This window comes from Paenibacillus sp. GYB006 (assembly GCF_036577645.1).
GTDB lineage: Bacteria > Bacillota > Bacilli > Paenibacillales > Paenibacillaceae > Paenibacillus.
In genome coordinates, this window is record NZ_JARBDA010000003.1 from 416,928 (window position 1) to 443,341 (window position 26,414).

Sequence of the window (26,414 nt, forward strand, 5' to 3'; positions counted from 1 at the left end):
TTTGGCCTGTAGAACACTTCTTGTTTTGTAGTATACCCTTTCCACCCATTTCTTGCTTATCACACAAATAATCTACTGTTCTTTACCCACCGGCTTCGCTTTACACCGCACTTTTTGCATGAATTGAGTTAAATAGACCTTCTTTATGATCTTAGAAATAGGGCTGCCCGGTGATATCAAAAAAGGGAGAAAGTTTATTAAACGACTTGCCGATGATCTGCAGATAGGTGTTGGAATTAGGGTATTGCCGGTAAATAAAGAGGATTTTATATAGCATTCAATTAAGAGAAATGATAAAAAAGTGTGTAAAAAAGATGCCTGCCATTTCCGATATATGAAATAGATTGGTTTTTATAATAGTAGAAGGATCTTGTTGGAAAGCGCTGTCATTTAATTATTTAGGGAGTTTTTACTTTCAGAGGAATTGAAATACAAGAAAATACAAAGGTTTACAGTATATTACTGAGGGGTAAATGAGGTTCTAGCATTACTCTTCACTATTTAGCTTTCGATATAGACTAATTAATTGCTCCCGTTCTTGCTCTGTTAACTTCTTAAATAGATTCATACGCAGTTTCTCACCTGCTTGGGTTGCTCTATTCAAGACATCTATACCATCGTCTGTAATGTCCAAATAAATCACTCGACGATCGCTTTCATGCGTCAATCGATTAGCGAACTTCCTCTTTACCAATTTATCTGATAAATAACTGAGCGTAGGAGGAGTAAGTCCCAATGTTTTTGCAATGTCCGACGGCCGGCTTTTTCCATTCATTTTTAAATGACCGAGCACTATAATCTGCGAAATACCGAGGTCTTCGTTAAATGTTTTATTCCACTCGATAATTAATTGATTGGTGACCTTATCCATACTATGTATAAGTTCAAAAAAGGGTTGTCTTTCCATAAAATCCTCCTTGGTTATACATGACAGCTCTTAAATAAAGATGTAAGAGCTGTCACACTGGTTACTATATTATTGAGCAGAGAATCCACCATCAATAACTAACTCAGCACCTGAGATATAAGAAGAATCATCAGAAGCCAGGAACAGAGCAGCTTGTGCAATATCGCTAGGTTGACCCAAACGTTGCAGCGGAGTTGCTTGTACCAAACGATCTAACAAATCTTTTGAAGTACTCAAGTTTTTAGTCATTGGCGTTTCAATGATTCCTGGGAACAAAGCGTTTACGCGAATACCTTGACGTCCAAAAGTCGTAGCTGCTGCTTTAGATAAAGCACGTACGGAACCTTTGGATGCAGAGTAATGGTTAAATCCTTGACCGATGAGTGCCGTGTAAGAAGAAATATTAATGATCGAACCTTTCTTTTGAGCAGCCATGTAAGGAGTTACATGTTTCATACCTGCAAATGGTCCAAATCCATTAATGGAAAGCATTTTTTGCCAATCTTCTTCGTTGATCTCTGCGAAAGGTTTCTCAGAAGAGATACCTGCATTGTTAACAAGGATATCAATTTTGCCAAAGCGATCATTTACTTCCTTAGCAAGTTCTTTCCAACTTTCATCAGAAGCAACATTTAATTTTAATCCATATACATTTTCTTTTTGGCTTGCTTTTTCCAGCGCTGCCTCATTGATATCTGCAGCAATGACGATTGCACCTTCTTGTACGAAAAGATCCACCATGGACTCTCCAATACCGGAAGCACCACCCGTGATAATCGCTACTTTATTATCTAATTTACCCATTTTAAAAGCCTCCTATAACCCAAATATTTATCTTTATATTCAATATTTAGACGTCTAAATATTAACTATCTAAACTTTACCAGAGAATCTGAGAGAAATCAATGGGGAATGTAAGGGGATACAATGCAGAATGTCACTATAATTAATTAAACTTGTTTATTAATTTTTAATATTTTGCTATAATTCACCCAGACATTAAAATTATAAATTAATAATTTTCTCTCATATAATCGCAGGGATATGGCCTGCAAGTTTCTACCGAGCCCCATAAAGGTTTCGACTATGAGCAGTGATATGTATTGGTGTTTCATTCTCTTATATATATTGTAGGAGTCTGATTTTGTGCAGAAACCCAGGAACTATTATCTACTCGTGGAAGAGTATGGTAGTTTCTGGGTTTATTTGTTTTATTATACAAATAAAGATAATACCAGGCGTTAATTTCTCCCTTTTATTTTCAGAGAAAAATATTTTAATGTTACAATCTTAGATCATCAGAAGGAGCAAAACCAAAATGTATTTATTGATAAACCTCGTTGGAATTATTGTCTTATTAGGGCTAAGCTATCTTTTGTCGTTCAATAAAAAGGAAATCGCCTTAAAGCCCATTATCATCCTGTTCATTCTGCAATTAGCTACAACTTGGTTTATGTTATCGACCGATATTGGCGGACAGGTGATCACCTGGATCTCTGACTTCTTCTTATGGTTAATTGATAGTTCCATGTCTGGGGTAAATTTTGTGTTCGGAGATTTTGCTCCTCTTGACGGCTCTGCCTATACGTTCTTTATGAATGTACTCATGCCGATTATCTTTGTTGTTGTATTTTTTGATATCTTAACCCATTTTGGTATTTTACCAGCTCTGATTAATGCGGTCGGTTGGGCATTCTCTAAAATAGCAAAAACGCCGCGTTTCGAAAGTTTCTATTCGATACAAGTTATGTTTCTTGGGAATAATGAGGCTTTGGCCGTAACACGTACTCAGCTCAATAAAATGAGTGACAAACGGCTGCTAACCGTTGCAATGATAAGTATGTCCTGTGTTAGTGCACCGATGCTAAGTTCCTACTTGCAGCTGCTAGACGCTAAATATGTACTGACTGCCATTCCACTGAATGCAATTGGCGCACTTATCATCACCTCTATCATTAATCCGTATCGTGTTACGGCTGAAGAGGATATTGTATATACTCCATCCAAAGAGGAAAAAGGTAATTTCTTCGATATGATCTCAAAAAGTATGATGACAGGCGGTAAACTCGCATTGATTATTGCGGTCATGCTTATTGGTTTTGTCTCCCTGATTACCGCAATCAACACGATTTTGGGATTATTTCATGATCAGCTCACGCTTCAAAATATCTTTGGTGTCATCTTCTCACCAATTAGCTTCTTAATGGGTGTAGATTTCTCACAGATCTTCACTGTAGGTCAATTAATGGGCGAGAAAATTGTTTTGAATGAATTTGTTGCTATGACGAGTTTAAGTGAATTTATGTCCAGCTTAACTCCGCATACGGAAGCAGTCATTTCTACGTTTCTTGTATCTTTCTGTAACTTTACAACGATTGGTATTATTCTTGGGAGTATGCAGGCCCTTTTCGGAGATGTAAGAGCAAAATTTATATCCAAATATACATGGCTGCTGTTAGCAAGCGGTATGCTCGTATCCAGTTTAACAGCAATGGTTGTTGGGCTGTTTGTTTGGTAAAATGAAAAATAGTACAGATCTTATAGGAGGTATACAGCTATGCAAGGACAAGATGCGCAGTATTATGTATCCAAGCTGGGACTCGAACCACATCCAGAGGGCGGATATTATAAAAGAACTTTTGAATCTCAAGAACAGACTTCAGATCAAGAACTGAGTGTAAATTTTGAAGGAACTAGAAAGCTTTATACTAGTATCTACTTTCTACTCGGTTCCAATGATATCTCTCATTTCCATCGTTTGAAATCAGATGAGCTATGGTACTATCATGCAGGAAGTCCGCTTACGATTCATGTCATTGATGAGAATGGTGAATATAAAGCGCACAAATTAGGAATTAATTTGGAGCAAGGCGAAGTTCCTCAAATTCTCGTTCCTAAAAATTCAATCTTCGGTTCCTCTGTGATGGACGAAGATACCTTCTCTCTCGTTGGATGCATGGTTTCACCTGGATTTGAATTCCGAGATTTTGAAATGTTTACACAAGATCAGCTCTTGGCTACATACCCTGAGCATAAAGAAATCATCATGAAGTTAGCTTATGAGGTACTCCCAGAGTAGGCATTCCTTATCATTGTTTCATAATAAACACCTTTAGTTAAAAGATGGGCACCATGCCGATCCTTTAATAAAAGGTGTTTTTTTATAGGTATTTATATGAAGCTTATTCTATCAAGAACGGTGCATATCGATTTTATCCCCCAGATATACTCCTTATTTGTGTATTGTGGAAATATCGAATTTCGCTGTGCGGCTGAATTATAACCAAAGACCCGCTAACCAAATAAGACCTTAATATATAACAACAGGCATCGTTCTCCGCTTCTTAGCGGGAACGATGCCTGTGCATGATTTGATCGAACCGATTTATTTACTCTGTAGAGCCTTAACATGAAGCAGACACTACTTGATCGACGATTGCAATTCACCATTGTTTAGACCAAGCGTCCGTGCAGTGGAAGTGTGAATTTGACGGATGAGATCAGGGTTTTTCATTAAAGACATTCCGTAGGAAGGAATCATTTCTTTTAATTTCGGTTTCCAATTGTTCAGATGCTCAGGGAAACATTTCTCAATAACTTCAAGCATAACAGGAACAGCGGTAGAAGCCCCTGGAGAAGCACCCAGTAAAGCGGCAATTGAGCCATCGGAGGCACTTACCACTTCGGTACCAAATTGCAGTGTTCCTTTGCCTCCAGCCTCGGTATCTTTAATGACCTGGACGCGTTGCCCCGATACAAGCAAATCCCAATCTTCGCTTTTGGCATCCGGAATGAATTCTCGGAGCTCTTCCATCCGTTTTTCTTTGGATAACATCACTTGTTGAATGAGGTATTTTGTTAAAGACATATTTTTAGCTCCAGCTGCGAGCATCGTGAGTACATTGTTTGGTTTTACTGAACCGATCAAATCGAACATAGATCCAGTTTTTAAAAATTTTGGCGAGAAGCCGGCAAAAGGCCCAAAAAGTAATGATTTTTTATTATCGATAAATCTTGTATCCAGATGCGGAACTGACATGGGTGGTGCACCCACTTTCGCTTTGCCATACACTTTAGCATGATGTTTTGCGATAACTTCTGGGTTGTTACATACCATGAATAGTCCGCTGATTGGGAAGCCGCCAATATGTTTGCCTTCGGGAATCCCTGACTTTTGTAGTAATGGAAGACTGCCGCCGCCGCCGCCAACAAAAACAAACTTAGCTGTATGGCGCTCGACCTGACCGCTGCCATTTCGTACTTTTAGTTCCCACGATCCGTTACTGTTTCGTTTTATATCTTCGACACTATGTTTATATTTGATATCAACGTTTTTGTTCTTTAAGTGGCCAAATAACATGCGCGTTAAAGCGCCAAAGTTCACATCCGTACCCGTTTCCATCTTTGTGGCAGCAATAGGCTCATTTGTTTTGCGATCTTTCATAATAAGCGGAATCCATTCCACTAATTTCTTCGGATCACTGGAAAATTCCATACCTTGAAACAGAGGATTGCCTATCATTGTATCATAACGTTTTTTCAAAAATGCTACATCTTTTTCGCCATGTACTAGACTGATATGGGGTAATGGCATAATAAAATCATGCGGATTGCGAATCAAATTACTTTTTACTAGATAAGACCAAAACTGCATAGAGACTTGAAACTGTTCATTCACATTTACTGCTTTATTAATATCGATCGAGCCGTCTGCTTTTTCAGTTGTGTAGTTAAGCTCACAGAGTGCGGCATGACCCGTTCCTGCATTGTTCCACTCGTTAGAGCTTTCCTCACCTGCACTTGCTAACTTTTCAAATACTTTAATGTTCCAGTTCGGTACTAATTCTTTTAGCAATGTCCCTAAAGTCGCACTCATGATTCCAGCACCAATTAAGATTACGTCTGTTTCGGTTTGTCTGTTGCTCATAATTACCGTCCTTATACGCTAGTATTTGAAGAAAAGATGTATGCGCTATCATGCACGGGATAATACAGCCTTTTTGCACACCTTTTCTAGATGAATTAAACCTACACCTAGCATATCACTATTTTATCTACTTTTAAATAATAGAAAACTGTGTAAATTTTACTGGTTGTTAGGATTATAATTCCATTAAGAATATAAAGAATACGGCACAGTGGATGTCATCCCTGTACCGTATCTTAACGTACACCGAAGGTGAACGTTCTACCTCTATTCTTTTACTTCTTTATCATATCCTGAGTAGAATTATGACTCACTGTGGCTTCTTCAATATCTTGCGAGGCCCAGTGATCTAGTGACACATCAGACCACGATGAAGCAGTGATGCCGGATAGCGGTCCTCTTTTTAATACTCTATTGATTAGAGTTACCGCCTCTGCTCGGCTTAGATACTGATTCGGTCCAAAACTTCCATCAGGCATTCCTTTCATATAACCTGCCTTTTGTACCAAGGCTATATTTTGTTCTGACCAATGACCTTTGGTATCCATGAATGGTGAAGAGGAATCTCCACTCAAATCCATCCAGCGCACCACAACTGCAGCCATCTCTGCTCTAGTTATCATCTTATTCGGTCCAAAGGTTCCGTTTCTATATCCTGTCATTAAACCTGCTGAAGTCACTTCACGTATCTCATTTGCTGCCCAGCCCAGATCATCCGTATAATTTATCGTCTGAGCGGTTACCCCTTGTCCTGCTTGAAGCCTTGATAAAACTGTAGCCATTTCCGCTCTAGTCATCGCTTGATCAGGTTTAAAGGTTCCATCCGGATAACCTGTCATATACGGTTGATGAACATCTGGCTGTGATTCTGCAGGTGGAGCAGGATTCTCAGGAGTCTCCGGCTGAGACTGCCCTCCTCCAGGACTCTCCGGCGTTGTTCCCGTCCCTGAATCAGGAACGGATCCCACCTCTTTTACATAGCCCAGATAAAAATCATCAATGGTTCCCCAAGCACCGCCGCCTGCTTTGATATTCGCTCCGATTGTAATGGTTCCATCGGTAACTAAAATGTTCTGAATCTCTGGATTTCTCCACTGCGTCCATCCATCTACTTCTGTAGCCACTTTCACTTCTTTACCGCCGGATACAGCAAAAAGATTCATATCGGAACTCGTCGCGTCGCCCCCTTGTATAAACATAGAGAGATTATAATAGCCAGATTTCAGTCCCGATATCGTCTGCTCCACTCTGAAATCCACTGCTTCTTCTGAGTAGAAATGCAGAGAATAGCTGCCCGATTTTGCATCTGTAACTTTATCCTGATATTTCGTATGCGGCTCTCTTCCTTCACCATATGTGATTGTCCACATACTCCGGTCATCACTCTCAAAGCTTCCATTACTGGCGTGATTCTCTTTCTTAATTTCAAGAATAGCTTTTACTGTCATTCCACCTTCTGCCGTTCCACTGATCACATAACTGCCTGCACCTTTACTTTCGGCTTGTTCCAGCTCACTTTGATTCCACACAACCGATAACGTCCTTGTACTTCCATCATTGTAAGTAACATTTACAACGGTCGGCAAAGTGATCTTCTCTCCTGCAATCGCCGTCACAGCTACATCCTTAACTTCATCAATGGCAACGGGAGCAACAGCCCCTGTATCGACATATTTGAACACATTCAGTGAAGGAAGCGGATGTCCATCAAAATCAAATAGTGCCTGGTTATCGACGGCACTTCCGCCGTACCATTTTCCTGCATCATCAGGATCATATTCTTTTGAATAGCTGGATGCCCAGCCCGATCCATGCTCTTCCCATTTGATTTTATTCTGCTCCAAGCTTTCTTTCGGACCTACCGGAAGCCACGCAGGTTCCCAGTAGAAAACACCGATTCCTGCCTCACCAACATCCGCCACTGCTTGGATAACGTCTCTAACGGAATTGGCCTGACCTTGTGGAGTAATGGAATAGTTTAATGTTTGACCAGATCCCGGCGCCGTATTTCCATGTCCGTCACCATCTTCTTTCGTATATGCATAAGAAGTTTCTGCAACCATGACTTTTTTTCCATAGGTATCGGCAACTTGTTTTAAAACCGAAGTTAAATTACTCAGTGTGCCGTGCCAGAATGGATAGTATGAGCTCGCAAACACGTCATAGTCCACTTTATTTTGCTGTAATTCTTTTGCATATGAATCATACCTGCCTGATGCCTCTGGATTCGTAAAATGCAGAGCGACCAGAATATTCTTATCAATCTCTCGAACAGCTCTGCTTCCTGCATTAAATAGCTCGCTCATCTTTGTCCAATCGGATTCGCCGACGAACTGCCCATTGGTTTCATTCCCGATCTGTACCATGCCAATATCAATGCCTTGTTTGATCATTTCTTGCAAGCTATCCTTTGTATATTCATACAGTTTAGTCTTCTTCTCTTCAAAACTTAAATTTGCCCATGCCTTAGGTGTATGCTGTTTGGCAGGATCGGCCCAAAAGTCAGAATAATGGAAGTCCACCAGTAGCTTCATCTCATTTTCAGTAGCCCTTTTACCGATTTTAATCGCAGTGTCCAGATCATTATTACCGCCGCCATAACCTTTACCCGCGGAATCAAATGGATTGTTCCATACACGTACCCGAATATAATTGACTCCTGCTTCTTTTAACGTTGTAAATATGTCCTGTTCAATGCCCTTCTCACTATAGAACTTTACTCCGCTTTTTTCTAAAGAAATAATGCTGGAGATATCAACACCCTTAATAAAATCAGGTGAGAGTCCTTCCACCTTTTTCACAAAAATATTTGCATCTACCGGCCGGGTTATATCGGTACTTACTTGCTTCAGTTCAAAATGGTCTACATATCCCCATGCACCTGGAGCGCCGCTTATATTGGCCCCAATGACAAAATCAGAAGTATCTTGTTCTAGGACAAATTTCAGGCTAGCTGTTCCCCAAGTATCAAATCCCGTGGTAGAAACTGCTGCTGACTTATCATTTCCCGCAAATAGTTCAACGCTTCCCGCCGCCTTATCAGCTCCGCCCATCGACTTCAATGACAGCTCATAAGTTCCTGCTGGAAGGGACTTAATTGACTGTTTTAACGTGACAAGTTGGGTATTAGTAGCCTTTGTATTATCAATCCAGTATTTAAATGCATACTCCCCTTCTTCAGCTGTGATCGAGGAATCATCGGCATACGCGAAACGTTCGATAACCACTTGATCCCACAATTCCGTTTCCACCGTCCAAGACTTGTCCTTCCAAAAATCAGATTCAAATCCCCCGTTCTTGATATATGTACTGTTTACATCTTCCGCCTTCGCTGTCCCCATGTTGAACGAAAACGTGCTTAACACCAAGATCAATACCATGAATAAAGATATCTGTTTTTCTTTTCTTCTCATGTTTAGACCACCCTTTAACCCTTTTTTTCACTACAAAAGCGACTTTCTCCTCTTGTAAGCACTTACATCTAAATATACAAGAGAACATATGGCGGGTAACGTATGTAAATGAAATATTTTGTATCCTTATGCAAGCATTCGTCTCACATGAGCCACTCCTGACAAACGGCAAAAAGCCGTTCCCTTTTTAAAGAGAACGACCTTTCGCAATGAATATATAAGTTCATTTCAATCCAGTGTCTTTGATATTACGATACGTACAGTTGTCCCATTATGATCTGAATGGATGTTTACTCCATACTTCGGGCCGTAATACAACTGAATACGCTCATCCACGTTTTTAATTCCGACACCCCCAAGTTTTGTCGATTGATTCACTCGATTTTGCACAAGTAGGTCTTTATCAAATCCCTCTCCATTATCCCGAACTGTAAAAATAACCTGGTCCCCATCCGTTTCTGCACGAACCTCGATTACACCTTGGCGATCCAGCCCCCGTATCCCGTGATACAGTGCATTTTCAACAATCGGCTGTAAGATAATCTTAGGCATCTGCACTCTTAATAAGGATGGGTCACAATCAATGGTATATACAAGCCCATCGCCGTAACGTTCTTTTTGAATAAATAGATACTGCCTTACATGATCAAGTTCATTCTCTACTGTAGTCAGCTCATTGCCTCCGCTTAAAGATAAACGGAAAAATTGTGCCAACGCTTTCGTCATTTCAATGACCTTCTCACTATCATTAAACTCAGCCATCCACACGATGGTATCAAGCGTATTATAGAGAAAATGGGGATTAATCTGACTATGCAGAGTACTGATTTCCAAGCGCCGTAAATCCTTTTCTTTGTCCGTAATCTCCTGCATTAGTTTTCTGATCTCCATCATCATACCGTTAAAGTGCCGAGAAAGGCTCTGCGCTTCATAACATCCTCTGCTATCAACCTTTATCTCTGTAAGTCCTTTTTCAATATCTTGCATGGCTCGCTCTAATTTACGAAAAGGTGTGGTGATCCTGCCTGTAAAAAGAACCACACTGACGGTGGCGATGATGAGAAATCCAAAGCCGAAGAGGACGAAAATGTTAAATAGTTTGTTTTTAATTGCTGTCAGTTCATCTTGGGATGATACCCCTGCAAAAATCCAGTCTGCGTTCCGTAAAGAATACAAATGTGTAAAGGTCTGCTCGGTCTGATCATATGCTGCTGGATCTAGAGCAATTTCATACAGTTCCTGCTGTTTGATTTCATTTTGAAAATAAGCAGGATCTTCATGATATACGACCTCATGGTTGGCATTTAAAATAAAGGAAAAGCCCGCATGTCCTAAATCTAAATTCTCCAGGTAGTCTTCGATTACTTTATACTGAACATCAATGAGAAGAACACCGATATTTCTGCCCTGTTCATTTTTAATTTCACGGCTGAGCGAGATGACCCAGTTATCTTTATCCATACTAAAATCCTGCATGCGCGCCGAAGTGAGAACAGGAACGTTCCCATTATCAATGGCAGATACATACCACGCTTCTTTCATCATGTTGCTCGACATACTCATCGATAAACCCGATTCATTCGAGATAATTTGCCCGTCCTTACTGACCATGACAATCGACTCAATGAACGGATCTGTAGCTATGGAGGTATCAATCATGCTAAGAATCTTTTCTTTATCTGCTTGCTGCCGATCTGTACTTGAAAAATAATCGACAAGCTGCGGATTCTCCGCAAGCAACCGCGAGAGAGCTTTTAGCCGGTCAATATACAAATCAATGTACATTCCGCTCTGTTCCACTGCATTCTCCGTATTCGTTGTTGCTTCTTTCTGAACAATGGATGCAATACTAAAGTATAAAATAATTCCGATAAACAGCAGGGTCAGCACACTTGCAACAATATAGTGGAGAGCAATTTGAACGCGCAGTTTCTTAAAAACATAGAAGCGTGACATCCTCATTCCCGTGCCTTTTCCCGGAATTGGTTAGGGGATAGCATAAACTTTCGTTTGAATGAGGCACTCAGATAGTTCGGATCTTCAAAACCAACCGCATCTGCAATTTCATAAACCCGCATATGAGTGCTAAGCAGCAGAATCTTGGCGCGTTCTAGGCGCATGGTTACCATGTACTCTTGAAAGGTTTGACCGTACAGACGTTTAAAAAGACTGCTGAGGTAGGAAGTGCTGAGAGCCAGCTGTTTTGCTAGATATGTTAAGGAAAAATCCTTATTCGCAATATTGTCTTCAATCTCTTTTTGTATTTTCACTTTATAACCCGTATCGTCTGCTGTATCTGTATTCTTCTTCAAATCTTGTACAAGTCGCGATACCTCTATGTATTTGTCCGCTTGTTGTCTTTTTTCAATGAGTTTCTTTAGCATTTGCTCAATATCTTTTTTAGAAACGGGCTTTAGTACATAATCATCCACACCTGCTTTTAAAGCAGAAACTGCGTAATCAAAATAATCATAGCCTGTCACCAGGGCAATTTTTACGTCTGGTTTTAGACTCTTAACCGCAATGGCAAAATCAAGCCCATTCATCTTCGGCATATTAATATCAGCTAAGATAAAATCAGGTTCGTGTTGTTTGAAAATATCTAGCGCAGCTTCCCCGTTTGAGGCTTCAAATACCTCAGAGATGGACAATGCTTCAAAATCAACAAAGGAACGAATTCCTCGAATGATGATGGGTTCATCATCAACTAGAAGTAGTTTATACATTGTCTCCTCCTTCTTAAGGCTTGGACCATATGTCCATCGCAAAGAAGATGGCTTTCACCATCTCCCTTGTTCACCTTATATATATTGTACAATACTGTATCTATTTTGTAAGATGTTCCAAATATCCATAACCGGCCGCTTCCATATCTGCTTGCGGGATAAAAGTAATGGAGGCACTGTTAATACAATAACGCAGGCCCCCACGGTCCTCTGGTCCGTCTTCAAATACATGACCTAAATGGCTGTTTCCCGTACGGCTTCTTACTTCGGTGCGAATCATGTTATAACTGGTGTCTTCATATTCAAGCACAACTGCCGGATCGATCGGTTTCGTAAAGCTCGGCCATCCGCACATCGAGTCATACTTATCTGCAGATGAGAATAAAGGCTCGCCTGTTACTACATCCACGTAAATCCCTGGTTCGTAGTTATCCCAATAAACATTTGAGAATGCTCGTTCTGTTCCTTTCCCTTGCGTAACTTCATACTGTTCATCCGTGAGTTTTGCTTTAATCTCTTCCTCACTTGGCTTTGGATATAGAGCCGGGTCGATCAGAGAAGGAATCTCCTGATTTTCTAATGAATCAAACTCAACGTGGCAGTATCCGTCTGGATTCTTCTCTAGATAATCTTGGTGATATTCTTCTGCAAGTGTATAACTGGTCAGCTTCTCAACTTCCGTAACAATGGGATCATCATAACGTTCTTGTTCCGCTGCCATGACTTTATCTATCACTTTTCTATCTTCCTCATTTATATAATAAATACCTGTACGGTATTGCTCTCCGCGATCGTTTCCTTGCTGATTTAGAATCGTTGGATCAATGATTTTAAAATAATAAGTTAGCAGCTTCTCTAAATCAACGCGCTCTGGATCATACGTAACATGAACGGTTTCCGCATATCCTGTATTACCGCGAATCACCTGCTCATAAGTGGGATTCTCCGTATGACCATTGGCATAACCAGATGTCACATCATAAACGCCGTACACACGGGCCATATAAGCTTCGACTCCCCAGAAGCAGCCGCCAGCCAGCCAAATCTCCTCTAGATTATTCTCATCAAAAGCTAAATTTACATTTGGATTCTCCGGGTACTTTGAGTCTGCCTTCAGAGATAAACCCGATCCGCTCGTTGCTTTTACTGTTCCGCATCCTGCGATTACAATAACCAGTCCCAAAAGCAGAAACCATCCCATCTTCTTCATTCGTCTTCACAGCCTTTCCTTTACTTTATTGATGCGAATTTTTCGATGATTTGTTCGTTACCTGCATGACCGGGCAGGGTTTGAATGAGCTTTCCATCCGAGTCAATATACGCAGACGTTGGATATCCACGAACCCCAAATTCATCGGCTACTTTACCGCCTTCATCAAGCAACACCGTTGTATTCGCTGCTTCTTCCACACCACTGAACCATTTTTTAAAAGCCCCTGTTTCTTTTTCATTCTTATAGCCTGGAGAAACAATGGTTAAGACAACAAAATCTTCATCACTTTTTGTAAGCGCGTCTACCTCTTCAAGACCTGCTAAGCAGATCGAACACCAGGATGCCCAGAACTTCACATATACTTTTTTTCCTGCATAGTCGGATAAGCTGTGTGCCTTGCCGTCAATGTCAGTTAAAGTAAAATTGGGTGCTTCTGCACTTGCAGTCCCCCCTGCTTCTGTTGCCTTCGTTCCAGATGAACATGCAGCAAGCAAGGAGATCATGGTTACTGCGAGCAGAATAAGTATCATCTTTTTCATTGTTTTCACTCCTCTTACTGCGGGATCAGTGTAGTAAACCAGTTTAGATTATTGGTCATAAGGAACAGACCCATAATAATAATGATGACACCGCCAGCAATCTTCATTTTGTTCATATGCTTATTTATTTTTTTTACCTTACGCAGCAAAACATCGGAAAATAAAGCTAGAACTAAAAACGGAATAAGTAAGCCAAGTGCATAGATGAACATAAGGAATGCTCCGTATAATGCCTGACCTTCATTTGCAGATAAGCCTAGTACGGCACCTAAAATAGGTCCAATACATGGAGTCCAACCGATACTAAACGTAAATCCTAATAAATAAGTACCAACGAGATCACGCTTTTCACTTCGATTCATCTGTACTTTTTTCTCACGATTTAAAATATTAACCTGAAACAAACCCACTTGATGTAATCCAAGCAATACCACAATGGCACCACAGACAACGATAAACCAGCTTGTATTCAGTACAGCGCCCAGAAAGCCCGCTCCAAAGCCGAGTATAATAAAACTGGTGGATAAGCCGGCTACAAAAATAAACGTTTTTAGCAACAAATGAAGGTTCAGCTTTCCCTTAGACAGCGAGCCCATACTATTTGTTGTTTGTCCCTGTTCATTCGTAGATAAAATGGAGATATATACAGGAAGTAACGGTACTATACACGGAGAGAAAAAGGACAATAAACCTGCAATGAAGACAGAGCTTAAAACCAGCTGTTCAATAGCCAACAGGAACACCTCCTTTATACTTGCTTCATTCATATTACAAGTATTTTCCTGTTTATAACATAGAATGAGATGTTGTAAATCTTGAAAATGATCATGTATATATCCCGAAAAACACGAAAAACGCCAGATACGGAGAGACCGTATTCTGACGCTTATCCATTATACTTTGAATTTTCCTACGAGTTCTTGCAAGTCCTCCGCCATCGTAGACAGTGAAGCAGCAGATGCTGTTATCTCTTCCATGGAAGCTAACTGCTCTTCCGTGGATGCAGCAAGATTCTGCGATTCAGCAGCCACTGTCTTCGAGCCATCAGATATAAGTCCTATGGAGTGAACGACCTGCTCTGTACTTACTGATATTTGCTGAGAAGCTGCCGAGATTTCCTGGACTTGATTAGAAACCTCTTCTATATTTTGCTTAATCACCTCAAATAAATCGCCCGTCTTATGAACAACCCCAATTCCATCGCTGACTTCCTTCACACCTGCTTCTGTGGTTTCCACTACATGATGTGTCCGCTCTTTAATTGTTGTTACGAGCTCTGTTATTTGTCCTGCCGACTGCGATGATTGTTCCGCTAATTTTCTTACTTCATCAGCAACCACTGCGAAACCTCGCCCATGTTCACCTGCCCTAGCCGCTTCGATCGCTGCGTTTAGGGATAACAGATTCGTCTGAGCAGCAATTTCTGATATCACTTCAATGATCATTTCTATTTTTTCTGATTGTTCTTCCATGTCCGTCACGGCATCCACTAAATTGTTCATGGTAAGCTGGATGGACTCCATCTGCGATACGGTCAATTGTATGGACTGGTTACCTTCAATAGCCTTGCTTGCCGTCTCCATCGTGAGCGAGGAGGTCATTTGTGCATTAGAAGCAATTTGCTGAACACCAGATGACATTTCATGAATCGCCTGAAGACTTTCATCTACACTACGGGATTGCATTTGAGCATTGCTCGATACTTCTTGGATCGTTATTGTAATCGATTCGGATGCTTGACTCGACTGCTCTGAACTTGCCGTTAACTCTTCAGACGAGGATGCTACATGCTCTGAACTAATACTGATTTGGCGGACTAAATCCTGTAGATTATCTCTCATTTGATGAAAGGAACTCGCCAAAGTTCGGATCTCATCTTTACTTTTCACTTTGACATCTTCGATTGCTAGATTTCCAAGCGCAATCTGCTCAGCAGCTGAGGTGATTGCCACTACAGGCCTCGATATAGAACGTGAACAGAAATATCCAATAAGGATAGATACAATAAATGCAAAAACACTAACGTTCCTAACATTGGTTACGGCTTTTCTGACTAACACGGAGCTTTTTTCGCTTGCTTCATTCATCGATTTCATTTGGTCACTTGCCAGTTGATCGACTACAGGGTCAAGGTTAGTTCCTAATGGAAATACATCACTCATGAAGTACTCCGTTATTTGTTCTGAAGATGCATTCTCCCCTATCATCTGAATCAATTGGTCATTCTTTTCTTTAAATTCATCATTTCCTTCTTGGAGCTGCTGTAATGTTGCTTTAAACTCTGGGATATGAGTTAAATTTATGGTATCTGCAATCAGTTGGGTTGCTGTATTGTATTCATTTGTTAATTTTTCTAAAAACTCAGTGTCCTTCGTAACAATATAAGCTCTGATCAAACTATTTTCCTTCGAAATTTGCACTTGAACTTTTAAGATATTTGATAATATAACTGCTCTTCTATCTATTAAATCTGTATATTTACTATCAAGTGTCGTTAGATATAAAGTCGATATAAATCCAGTAACACCCAATAATAGAGCTACAACTAAAAAACAACTAATTAACTTTCTGCTAAGGGTCATTCTAAATTTAAACTTGTTTCTAAACCTACTCACAAATCCCATATCATTACACTCCTTTATGAATTCACCTATCTTTTTAACAGCAAAAAAGCCACTCATTTAACTACACGAGATGGTTGAATAGGACCTTTTTCATTTTTCAGCTGAATTTATTGCTATGTAAAATATGAAGCCCTCCTACTTGTCCAATTTGTTCTAAACATTTCAATTTCTCAATACATTTTATATCGGCATCCTATGTCCATGGATGAATAGGTGACATCCCTTTGTTAGTTTGTAAAGTTAGTTAGTAAAATAGCTTATATTCTCCATAGCTTCTATAAAATATGTGAAGAATAATGACTGTGTATGAGGCAACTTTGATCTGGTGATAATACATTTGTTAAGATAGTTACTTACTATCATATAAGTCAGAAAGGAACTTCGATGCGAGAAATGCGAGATCGTTCTAGAACTCATAAGTTTCATTACATTTTTGAATTGGTGTTGTTCGTTATATGTGGAGTATCGGTTATCTACTTTGCTATGGTTGGCGCTTATGACAAGACCTTTCAAGCGGGTCTTATTATTTTTGTTCTGTTATTTTTAAGAGGAATAATGAAGTGGACCAAAACGAAGTTGCCTCCTGCACTGTACTTGTCAGTGCTGATCTTTATCACCATTACGATGATGCTTGCCAATCTCTTCGGTATGTATGGCGTCATTCCTTATTTGGACAAAATTGAACATCTGCTGTCTGGCGTTATTCTATTCTTCGTTGGCCAGTTCATCGTGAATAAGATGGTAAAGCGTAAAGGGATGAATAGCTTGCCCACCAACATTATCATTTGGTTCTCTTTATTCTTTGCTGTTGCCATGGCTGGAATGTGGGAGATCTATGAGTTTTCCGTGGATCATCTATTCAGGCTCAATTCTCAAAATGGCAGTTTGACGGATACGATGTGGGATATCATCTGCGGAACGGTTGGTGCTGGCGTTACTTCCCTCTATTTAATGACTAAACACGTAAAAACAGACAAGGTGCATTAACATCACGCAATAAGCTTATAAAAAGACCTTATAGAAAAGACCTCTTTTCTGCGACTCAGTCATGCACTTCGCTGACTTCATTCAACAAAAAAGAGGTCTTACTATGGGGATTTTCAGTTTAGACCCACCTGTATATCTTAATATCTACCCCGATTTCGGTTGGAAAACCTTCTGCTACAAATACTTCATTATTCAAATAAGACAGTGCTTTACTGTTCGTTATTAATTTAGGATAGGTTTGAAACAAAGATTCCTTCTCATTTTTATGAAAGTTTCCATTATTCTCAATATAAATCTGACAGGTTTCTCCCGTATAATCCTGGCCGTGAAGCATGTATCTAGCAGATAGACTGTGGCTGCCGGACTTACTGATGATCTGAGTATCCACTCCTCCGTCTAATACTTTCCCTTGAAACAGATCCCCTTTTACTTGGCCTGTAAAAGAAATCATGATTACGGTATCTCCATCATTATTCTGAAGCTCGGCTGACTTATCAATCTTAACTTGTACGGTGAATACCTCTTCCCATGTCAGCATATTAGTCCGCAGTCCCCTTCTTTTTCAAAGTGTACAGAATATATAACAAAACAAACCATAGAGGAGTTAATAGTAATGCCGGACGTGTTTCATCCGCAAACAGCATAATAACGAGAATAAATGCAAAGAGTGCTAAGACAACATAATTCACAAAAGGTGTGAAAGGTGCTTTAAACTTTGATTTTGCATGTAACTCAGGCTGTGTTTTCTTATATTTGATATGACATATGAGAAGTACACCCCAGACCCAAATAAAACAGATGGCGCTAATTGTGGTGACGACCCCAAAAGCTTGTTCTGGAATCAGTTTGCTAAGCAAAGCTCCCACAGATAGGACAAGCGTTGATACCAATAATCCGTTTCTGGGTACATGATGTTTATTTAGTTTAGAGAAAAAGGAAGGTGCCTGCTTATTGCCTCCTAAACTATATAAAATTCGGCTGGTTGAGAACATCCCGCTATTACAAGCAGAAGCAGCTGAAGTTAATACGACAAAGTTAATCACTCCTGCGGCAATGGGAATCCCAACTAAACTAAATGTTTTAACAAAAGGGCTTTCAGCTGCGCTAAGCTCTGTCCAAGGACTAATGCATAATAGGGCGATAATCGCACCAACGTAGAAAAACAAAATTCGTAAAGGAATTTTATTAATAGCCGATGGAATATTTTTTTCTGGATTCGATGTTTCCGCAGCCGATACACCGACTAGCTCCACGCCGACAAAGGCAAACACAACCATTTGAAACGAAAGTAAGAACCCAGATATTCCGTGTGGGAAGATTCCGCCATGCTCCCAAATATTTTTTACCGTAACCATTCCTGTATCTGTTTTAAATTGAGTCACGAGCAAGATAACGCCAATACCAATTAAAGCAAGAATCGTGACTACCTTAATTAGTGCAAACCAAAATTCGAGTTCCCCAAAGTTCTTCACCGTTAAAAGATTGAGCCCTAATAAGATGATTAAGCAGATCATTTCGGGTACCCACTGAGGAATATCAAACCAGTATTGTACATACACCCCAACGGCAATTACATCCGCCATAGCGGTCATGATCCAGCAGAACCAATAAGTCCATCCTGTTACAAATGCTGCCCGCGGGCCAAGATAATCTTCAGCAATATCGGTAAAAGACTGATAACCCGCTTTTGATAACAGCAGTTCTCCAAGGGCCCTCATTACAAAGAAAATGGCGATACCTATGATTAGATAAGCAATGATGATCGAGGGGCCTGCCAGCTGTATCGCTTTACCAGATCCTAAAAATAATCCAGTACCAATCGTTCCGCCGATTGCGATGAGCTGTACATGACGATTCTCTAAACCCCTCTGTAACTCTTGTTGTGCCATACGTATCTCTCCCTTATCATACTAAAATTGTCTACATCCTTCTGAACAGTAAAAAGAAAATAAAAAAAGAGATTGGATATTCTCCAATCTCTCAAGGTCATATAAGTAATAAATAAGCTTTGTATATACATAAATAAACATGTATAACAAATAAGTTATTTAGTACTCTTCTGTCCTTTTGCCTGAGATTGTGAACCCTTCGGCGCCATGAATGATTTCATGGTCTCTCCAGAAGCTGCTCCTGCTATAGTGTGATCCATAGCAATCATAGCCTGCTAGTTATTTAATTTTTTCGTGTGTTCACTCTTTAAATATGTTCACAATATTAATCACAGTCAAATATTTTGTCAATGACATTCACACAACTGTAAAACCCGTACATCGATCGTTAATCAAAAAAAGGAGGCAAGAGATTCTATCTCTTGCCTCCTTCTCCATAAAGAACTATACAGCTTTTAAATGCCAAACTAAGCTTTGGAAGTCCCCTTTTATCTCAACGGGAATATGCAAACCAGCATACATTAATTCATCCCCGCCGAATACTTCACCATCTCCAGCTAGTGCATACTGTTTTGCAGGATCGATTCCTTTTAGTCTTAAGAAGGTGCTAGGTGCTGCTGCCTCATCTAAAACACGGAAATAGAATACAATGACTTCTGACTTATCTTTATTCGTGAACAGCCAAGACGTAATATTGCCTTCAAAAGGACTTTCCAGTCGATAGAAGTCTCCAAATTGAATTAATCCACGGATTTCTTTGTAATTGGACACTTGCTCTTTGACAATCTCCTTCTCCTCATCCGTCATTTGAGTCAAATCAAGCTCATATCCCAAATTACCGGATATAGCTACATCTCCTCGCATTTTCAGGGAAGTGATTCGGTGCACTTGATGATTAGGAACAGCCGAAACATGAGCCCCCATTGAAATGATCGGATATACAAGACTTGTACCGTATTGAATTTTCAGTCTGGATATCGCGTCTGTATTATCGGAAGTCCACGTCTGCGGCATATAATACAGGATTCCTGGATCAAATCTTCCACCGCCGCCGGAGCAACTTTCAAATAAGATGTTCGGGAAGGAAGACGTGATGGCATCCATTACTTTATATAGACCCAGCATATAACGGTGTGCAGTCTCTCTTTGCCGATCTGCCGGAAGAAGAGCCGAACCAATTTCCGTCATGTGTCGGTTCATATCCCATTTCACATACGAAATGGGAGCACTCGCCAAGATGTTGCAAACCCGTTTCGTAATTTCTTCACACACATCCTCTCTCGAAAAATCGAGTACAAGCTGTCTGCGGCTTTCGGAACGGCTGCGATTAGGTACATGAAGACACCAATCAGGGTGATCACGATACAGGTCACTGTCAACAGAGATCATCTCCGGTTCAAACCACAGCCCAAACTGCATACCTATGTTGTTTACACTCTCTGCAAGATGATCAAGACCCTCAGGGAGCTTGTTACGATCAACAAACCAGTCTCCCAGCGAGGTAGTATCATCATCGCGTTTGCCAAACCAGCCGTCATCAAGAACGAATAATTCAATCCCTAAGTCTTGACCTACTTTAGCAATATCCATAATCTTCTCTGCATTGAAATCAAAATAAGTAGCTTCCCAGTTATTCACTAATATCGGACGTTCTTTGTCCCGGTAAGTTCCCCTAACTAGACGGGTACGATATAACTCATGGAATGTTCGAGACATTCCGCCAAGTCCTTCGGATGAATACACCATAACAACCTCAGGTGTTTGGAAGCTCTCGCCGTTCTCCAGTTTCCAACTAAAATCAAATGGATTAATCCCCATCGTTACACGCGTATTTCTAAATTGATCCACCTCAGCCTGAGCTAGAAAGTTCCCGCTATAGACAAAGTTAAATCCATATACTTCTCCATGATCTTCAGTTGCATCTTTTCTGAGAAGCGCCATAAACGGATTATGTTGATGACTGCTTGCCCCTCTTGTACTTTCCACAGACTGGATTCCATGACGCAGCGGCTGACGTGCAATATGTCTTTCTTTTACGTGAGCGCCATGCAGGTGTAAAAAGTCGAATTCGGCATCTCGAAAATCAACGGATGTGCTTAGTGCACTGAGTAATTTGATAGAATGAGCTCCTTCATTCACAAAACGGACAGACCGAGTTATCACATTGAATTGTTCAAAGACGGTATAAGTTAAAAACACCTTCAGACCAATCAACGAATCCTCCATGAGGATCTCAAGAGTTTCTGCCTCATCCTCTTTTTCAACATAGGTGGAAGGAAGCCCCTCTAGCGGCGTTTTTCCTTTACTAATTTTATGATCAACATACCGTAAGTCTGTAATGGTTGAGCCATTACCCAGTTGAACTTGGTAAGCAGGCTTTCTAAAATCTGTATTCCCGTACTGCGGATATTCCTGCGGCAATGTATCCAGAGAAAACGTACGATCATGTCTATGATCATAAGGATTTCCCGAGAATCCCCGGTCTACATATTGAATAGCATTAGAATGCCGGTAGTCGCTAACACCTCTGCCCCAGTAATAATGTGCAAGGTATCCATCACGTAATACACCCATTACATAGCTGGTATCTTTAGCCCTCAAATGGAAGGTCTTATTTTCAGAATTATAATGAATTCCCATTTTAATAAAACAACTCCTATCTCAATTTGATTGCTCCTTTATAACCGTGCCTATAATAGGTCAATTGATCTTTCTAGCATGTTTTTGGTTTAACACTATCTCGAATGACCAACTCCGCAGGAAGGATTACCTTTAGTGGAATGGTTCTTCCTTTCAAACGATCATAGAGGAGTTTCACTGCTGTTTTTCCCATTTCATCACCGTACACTTTTACGGTGGATAACGGAGGATTCATATAAGCCGCAGCTTCGATATCGTCATAACTAAATATAGATACATCTTCTGGAACCCTGATATCTGCTTCATGGAGCGCTCGAAGCACTCCCACTGCGGTAGGATCACTTCCGACAACAATCGCACTTGGCAGATCCTTCATTTCAATTAGCTGTTTCGTTAACGTATATCCGCTCGCTGTACTCCACTCACCGATCAGAACTTTCTCCGGATTATATAATCCTTTTTCCTTCATCGCTTTTTCAAAAGTACTCTGTCTGGTATCTTCTTTATCGCTCGTCTTAAACTTGCTGACGCCAAAAATTTCTCCTTTTCCGCCGATATAAGCAATATCGGTATGCCCAAGTTCGAGCAAGTAAGAAATAACGAGCTCTGTAGCGCCTTCAAAATCAGAGATCACAACATCCACGTTTGAATCTTTTGGTAAATAGTCAACAGCGATTATATTGTTGTTATGAGCATAAACTTCTTTTAAATCCGCGATATCTACATCTCCGATGACAATTAATCCATCTAACCCGCTTACACTATCAGCTGTGATTTGACTTTTCCCAACAATCATCGTGGAAACGATACGCAAGGGATACTGATTACAGGCATCTTCTGCCCCAAGTCGAATGGACTGAAAATAGGGATCAATCGTTTCATCATTCAACATAATGACGCCAATGTTGTAGGCTTCTTCCTGTTTTTTCACCTTCACACTTTTTTTTCGTAACGGTTTATAATCTAACTCATCAACGATAGCCAAAACCCTTTTTCTCGTTTCATCAGATACGGAAAGGGACGGATCGTTATTCAATATTCTTGAAACGGTAGCAGTAGAAACTTGGGAATGTCTTGCTATATCTTTAATAGTTACCATGGTATCACCTATACTTTTTAAGTTAATTTTACTTAAATATCATACCATGAATATGAACGTAAGAGACTAGGAAAGACTTACTTCACCCAGTTTCGCTCTCTTCTCTCCAGACAGCGTAAATATAGATATAAGAGTAAAGACGAGTGCAACCGTACCTAAGAGCAGGTAAGCGCTTTTAAACCCGACAGTATCGTACATATTACCAGCGATGGTTGATAAGAAGATGGCTCCTACTTGCTTTGAAAACTGGAAGCCAATTAAATAAATGGTTGCCGATAATCTCATATCAAAATTAGCTGAAATGTATTTAAATACACCAACAAGTAAAATAGGTACCTCTGCGGCATGCATTAATTTTAATAAACTGATCGCAACAGGGCCGTCTGCAATACTGGAACCCAGTATTCTGAATGACATAATAAATCCAGCATAGATTAGTGCTTGTTTTGCACCAAACTTATTGATGATAAATGGTGCGAGAACCATGACGATCGCTTCAAGGAATACTTGGAGGGTGACAAGGTTTCCAAACACCTCCGTACCCTGACCTTCTGATGAGAAGAAATGGGTAAAGTAGACTGGAAATTGCTGATCATACACATCATAAATACAGCCAACACCAAGGACATAGATTACAAAAAACCAGAACTTTTTATTTTTAAACAGGGAAACCGTTGAAACTTTAGGAGCTGAGGGCTGATTCTCGTTATAGAGCGCTTCAGAATTGTTTCCGCTCATTTTTGCAAAGCTTAATACGAGTGCTAATAAAATCGCTGCAATGGAACAAATCCAAAAAATGATATTTGGATTGGTAGCAAATAAATGGCCGGTTACAAAGGTACTAATTGCAGCACCGATATTACCAAACACTCTGACGCGACCATACTCAAAATTATTTACATGGCTGACTTTTTCAATGTAGGCTTCGATTACTCCTACCCCGCCATTAAAAATAGCACCAAGGTAAGCGCCTCCAACGATGGCAGCAAGAATGATATTGGTTTTGAGCAAAGCAGGGAATAGATAGACGAAGAAAGGACCAATCAGAACTAACAGTCCTACGAAAACCCATAATAAATTTTTCTTTAGTCCCAATCGATCCGAAATAATTCCAAAAAACGGTTGATAGCAAATGGCTGCGATGGAGATTGCAGAAAAGACAATTCCTGTACTTGTAGAGCTTAATCCCCCTACTTGTGACAACCACAAAGATAAAAACATATTACATGCGGCCCAAACAAAGAAATACAGTAAAAAGAAACATCCAAATAGCCAATAGTTCTTATTAAGCGTCTTCATTCCAATCCTTCTTTCATCTTTTTTCAAGAAAGCAGTAAAACGATTACATAAAGCGATTACATAAATAACTAGTTATCTTAATGTTGTTTTAGTAAATTTAGTGTAGCAAAAAAGTTAGAAAACTACAATAGAAGACTTTTTTTATTCATAATCTCTAAAAAAAGCGGATATATTATGATTTATCTTATATTTTTTCAGTAAAATTAGTTAATTTATCGATCTGTTTTACTAAAACAAGATGTGAAATAAGCTAAGACAAATACTTTTAAATTATAAATAGAGATATAAAAAAAGGCCTATGTTTGCACCCTACCTCTTCCATTAGGTGCACACAAAAGCCTTATCATACCTTATCTTACCTATATTATTTATTCACAAAATTTTACCGACACAGAAAAACTATTTTCCGGGATAATAGTCAATGGACATTTCCATATACTCATCATTATTAAAGAAGGTGTTTTTTATTAGTTCTTTTAAATCTAAAATTTACATTCTGTCTGTTGTTTTGATCATATTCTTTATTGCAGCACTAGGTAAATGGCTTTTAAACAGGGATACTACATCCTATTCAACATGGCTTTGGGATACCTCTGTTATAGAGACAGATATGGAGCGTACGGTGGAGTCCATTCATAACATGAACATTGATTCTGTTTATTTACAATACTCTTCAAAGGTTACTAACGAAACCTATAGAAACTTTATTTCTTCATTGCAAAAAGAAGGAGTAGATGTATATGCATTAGATGGTGCACCTGACTGGGGTATTACAGACCATGAAAGTAAAGATCAGTTTCTAGATTGGTTTCATAACTACCAAGCAGATGCGCCTCTTCATGAGCAATTTAAAGGTATACATCTGGATATCGAGCCTTACTTGTTAGAAAACTGGGAAGCAAACCAGGAGGAAATCATCTACCAGTTTCAAACCCTCCTCTTGCAACTAAAGAATTTCGCTGAAAATAGGAACACAAGCTTAGGAGTGGATATCCCTTTTTGGTTTGATGAGATACCCTTTGATAATAAATACGGACAAGGTTACCTATCACAGTGGCTGATACAAAATACAGATGAAACTACGATCATGGCATATCGAAATTTTGCAGAAGGCAAAAACGGGATTATCGACATCAGCACACAGGAAGTGGACTGGGCCGAGCAAGAAAATAAGAAAATAACAATTGCCCTTGAAACTGAAAAAACTCCTGAAGAACATATCTCGTTTTATAATAAAAATAAACACACCCTTGATTCCGAGATTAAACATGTACAGGACCATTACAAGGGCCGTATAGCGGGAATCGCTATTCATTCCTTCGAGAGTATGAAAAAGCGATCGCAATAAATCCCTAACCTACGTATCTGAGGAATATAAAAAAACGGTGTCTAAAAGAAAGAACAACTCCTTCTTAAGACACCATTTTTATACTCTGATTCTTATGACATGTAACTCTCAAAAAAGCCCCGTGATAAACTATATTTACTAACGGATTGCTGCTTAACATCACATCTTCCTAGGATGTCACTAAGCCACCGATATAAAAATTTATTATATTTCACTTCTAGAACTTTTGTGTCGAAATCAAATAGCGGATACAGAATCGTATCTGGGTTAAAAAAATCTAAATCAATCTCATTGCTGCGGATCTCTGAATCGAGCGTGATCCGAATATCATTGGTCGGATGTATAAATGCTTTTCTTCGATATTCAATGATAACTGCAGGACGATAATGATCAATTTTCATAATATTATAAATAGTATTCGCTGCCTTACTATTATATTTTAATAAAACATCGTAATCACATTCTATTAATCTTTGGGCATCTTCGCGATCAATAACGACACTATCTTTTCTTTGCGCCGTGCCAAATTTCCGTTTAATCTCTAACTTTACCTTTGGATGATTCACATCATACGTTCTTATTCTAATTTTTTTGCGATTTTCTATTCCATCTACTCGTTCATAGAAATCCTTATTATAAGGGGTATCAAAATATAAAGAACGAATGAGGTATCCAAAAGCTTTATTGTTTTTATCAGGGATAAGAACATCATTCAACACGCTTGATAACTCAGCATACTGAAAAGAATTGATCACATACTTCATTTCTTTTCTTGATACATTCAAAGTTGTTTCACTCATTAG

Annotated in this window: 20 protein-coding genes and 2 riboswitches; of the genes, 4 read left to right on the top strand and 16 right to left on the bottom strand. The window is 39.6% G+C overall.

Features of this window, described 5'->3' with window-relative positions; translation table 11 throughout:
• Positions 1-487 precede the first annotated feature (487 nt).
• Both PV403_RS10595 and PV403_RS10600 read right to left on the bottom strand, forming a co-directional pair.
• Positions 488-907, bottom strand: a complete 420-nt coding sequence (locus PV403_RS10595) for a MarR family winged helix-turn-helix transcriptional regulator (RefSeq protein WP_213530860.1) — start codon at positions 905-907, stop codon at positions 488-490.
• Between the two features lie 69 nt (positions 908-976).
• On the bottom strand, positions 977-1,711 hold the full coding sequence (locus PV403_RS10600) for an SDR family NAD(P)-dependent oxidoreductase (protein ID WP_213530862.1): 735 nt from the start codon (positions 1,709-1,711) through the stop codon (positions 977-979).
• 202 nt (positions 1,712-1,913) lie between these two features.
• Positions 1,914-2,014, top strand: a riboswitch (purine riboswitch).
• 211 nt (positions 2,015-2,225) lie between these two features.
• Between PV403_RS10600 and PV403_RS10605 the strand changes: the two genes are divergently transcribed.
• Together PV403_RS10605 and PV403_RS10610 are read left to right on the top strand one after the other, a co-directional pair.
• Positions 2,226-3,425 (top strand): NupC/NupG family nucleoside CNT transporter, encoded by a 1,200-nt coding sequence (locus PV403_RS10605; protein ID WP_332084550.1) that lies wholly within the window; start codon positions 2,226-2,228, stop codon positions 3,423-3,425.
• 39 nt (positions 3,426-3,464) lie between these two features.
• Positions 3,465-3,986 (top strand): cupin domain-containing protein, encoded by a 522-nt coding sequence (locus tag PV403_RS10610; RefSeq protein ID WP_213530866.1) that lies wholly within the window; start codon positions 3,465-3,467, stop codon positions 3,984-3,986.
• 342 nt (positions 3,987-4,328) lie between these two features.
• On the opposite strand, the gene mqo is transcribed toward PV403_RS10610, so the two are convergent.
• The 8 genes from mqo to PV403_RS10650 form a co-directional block, all read right to left on the bottom strand.
• On the bottom strand, positions 4,329-5,834 hold the full coding sequence (mqo, locus tag PV403_RS10615; protein ID WP_332084551.1) for a malate dehydrogenase (quinone): 1,506 nt from the start codon (positions 5,832-5,834) through the stop codon (positions 4,329-4,331).
• A gap of 275 nt (positions 5,835-6,109) precedes the next feature.
• Positions 6,110-9,247, bottom strand: a complete 3,138-nt coding sequence (locus PV403_RS10620) for a glycosyl hydrolase 53 family protein (RefSeq protein WP_332084552.1) — start codon at positions 9,245-9,247, stop codon at positions 6,110-6,112.
• 228 nt (positions 9,248-9,475) lie between these two features.
• Positions 9,476-11,209, bottom strand: a complete 1,734-nt coding sequence (locus tag PV403_RS10625; protein WP_213530872.1) for a sensor histidine kinase — start codon at positions 11,207-11,209, stop codon at positions 9,476-9,478.
• Positions 11,206-11,973, bottom strand: coding sequence for a response regulator transcription factor (locus tag PV403_RS10630; protein ID WP_213530874.1), 768 nt, complete (start codon positions 11,971-11,973; stop codon positions 11,206-11,208). The genes PV403_RS10625 and PV403_RS10630 overlap by 4 nt, the downstream gene beginning before the upstream one ends.
• A 100-nt stretch (positions 11,974-12,073) precedes the next feature.
• Positions 12,074-13,183, bottom strand: coding sequence for a peptide-methionine (R)-S-oxide reductase MsrB (gene msrB / locus PV403_RS10635; protein WP_213530876.1), 1,110 nt, complete (start codon positions 13,181-13,183; stop codon positions 12,074-12,076).
• A gap of 20 nt (positions 13,184-13,203) precedes the next feature.
• Entirely contained in the window at positions 13,204-13,725 is a 522-nt protein-coding gene (locus PV403_RS10640; protein ID WP_332084553.1) for a redoxin family protein, read from the bottom strand.
• A gap of 14 nt (positions 13,726-13,739) precedes the next feature.
• Positions 13,740-14,459 carry a cytochrome c biogenesis CcdA family protein gene (locus PV403_RS10645; RefSeq protein WP_332084554.1) on the bottom strand — a complete coding sequence of 240 codons (720 nt, stop codon included), beginning with the start codon at positions 14,457-14,459 and terminating at the stop codon, positions 13,740-13,742.
• A 159-nt stretch (positions 14,460-14,618) separates the two neighbouring features.
• Positions 14,619-16,349 carry a methyl-accepting chemotaxis protein gene (locus PV403_RS10650; RefSeq protein ID WP_332084555.1) on the bottom strand — a complete coding sequence of 577 codons (1,731 nt, stop codon included), beginning with the start codon at positions 16,347-16,349 and terminating at the stop codon, positions 14,619-14,621.
• Positions 16,350-16,733: 384 nt separating this feature from the next.
• On the opposite strand from PV403_RS10650, the gene PV403_RS10655 reads away from it, so the two are divergent.
• Positions 16,734-17,336, top strand: a complete 603-nt coding sequence (locus tag PV403_RS10655; RefSeq protein WP_213530882.1) for a hypothetical protein — start codon at positions 16,734-16,736, stop codon at positions 17,334-17,336.
• A 118-nt stretch (positions 17,337-17,454) separates the two neighbouring features.
• On the opposite strand, the gene PV403_RS10660 is transcribed toward PV403_RS10655, so the two are convergent.
• The 5 genes from PV403_RS10660 to PV403_RS10680 form a co-directional block, all read right to left on the bottom strand.
• The gene (locus PV403_RS10660; RefSeq protein WP_332084556.1) at positions 17,455-17,874 is read right to left on the bottom strand and encodes a DUF3237 family protein; all 420 of its coding nucleotides are present in this window, start codon (positions 17,872-17,874) and stop codon (positions 17,455-17,457) included.
• Position 17,875: 1 nt separating this feature from the next.
• Positions 17,876-19,225, bottom strand: coding sequence for an amino acid permease (locus PV403_RS10665; protein WP_332084557.1), 1,350 nt, complete (start codon positions 19,223-19,225; stop codon positions 17,876-17,878).
• Positions 19,226-19,385: 160 nt separating this feature from the next.
• Positions 19,386-19,467, bottom strand: a riboswitch (glycine riboswitch).
• A 202-nt stretch (positions 19,468-19,669) separates the two neighbouring features.
• Positions 19,670-21,865, bottom strand: a complete 2,196-nt coding sequence (locus tag PV403_RS10670; protein ID WP_332084558.1) for an alpha-galactosidase — start codon at positions 21,863-21,865, stop codon at positions 19,670-19,672.
• A gap of 73 nt (positions 21,866-21,938) precedes the next feature.
• Entirely contained in the window at positions 21,939-22,964 is a 1,026-nt protein-coding gene (locus PV403_RS10675; protein ID WP_332084559.1) for a LacI family DNA-binding transcriptional regulator, read from the bottom strand.
• A gap of 66 nt (positions 22,965-23,030) precedes the next feature.
• Positions 23,031-24,263 (bottom strand): MFS transporter, encoded by a 1,233-nt coding sequence (locus PV403_RS10680; RefSeq protein ID WP_332084560.1) that lies wholly within the window; start codon positions 24,261-24,263, stop codon positions 23,031-23,033.
• Positions 24,264-24,684: 421 nt separating this feature from the next.
• Here PV403_RS10680 and PV403_RS10685 point away from each other — a divergent pair, with 421 nt between their 5' ends.
• Positions 24,685-25,611: a hypothetical protein gene (locus PV403_RS10685; RefSeq protein WP_332084561.1), complete on the top strand. Its 927-nt coding sequence runs from the start codon at positions 24,685-24,687 to the stop codon at positions 25,609-25,611.
• 92 nt (positions 25,612-25,703) lie between these two features.
• Here PV403_RS10685 and PV403_RS10690 read toward each other — a convergent pair whose 3' ends face one another.
• Positions 25,704-26,411, bottom strand: a complete 708-nt coding sequence (locus tag PV403_RS10690; protein WP_332084562.1) for a polyphosphate polymerase domain-containing protein — start codon at positions 26,409-26,411, stop codon at positions 25,704-25,706.
• Positions 26,412-26,414 lie beyond the last annotated feature (3 nt).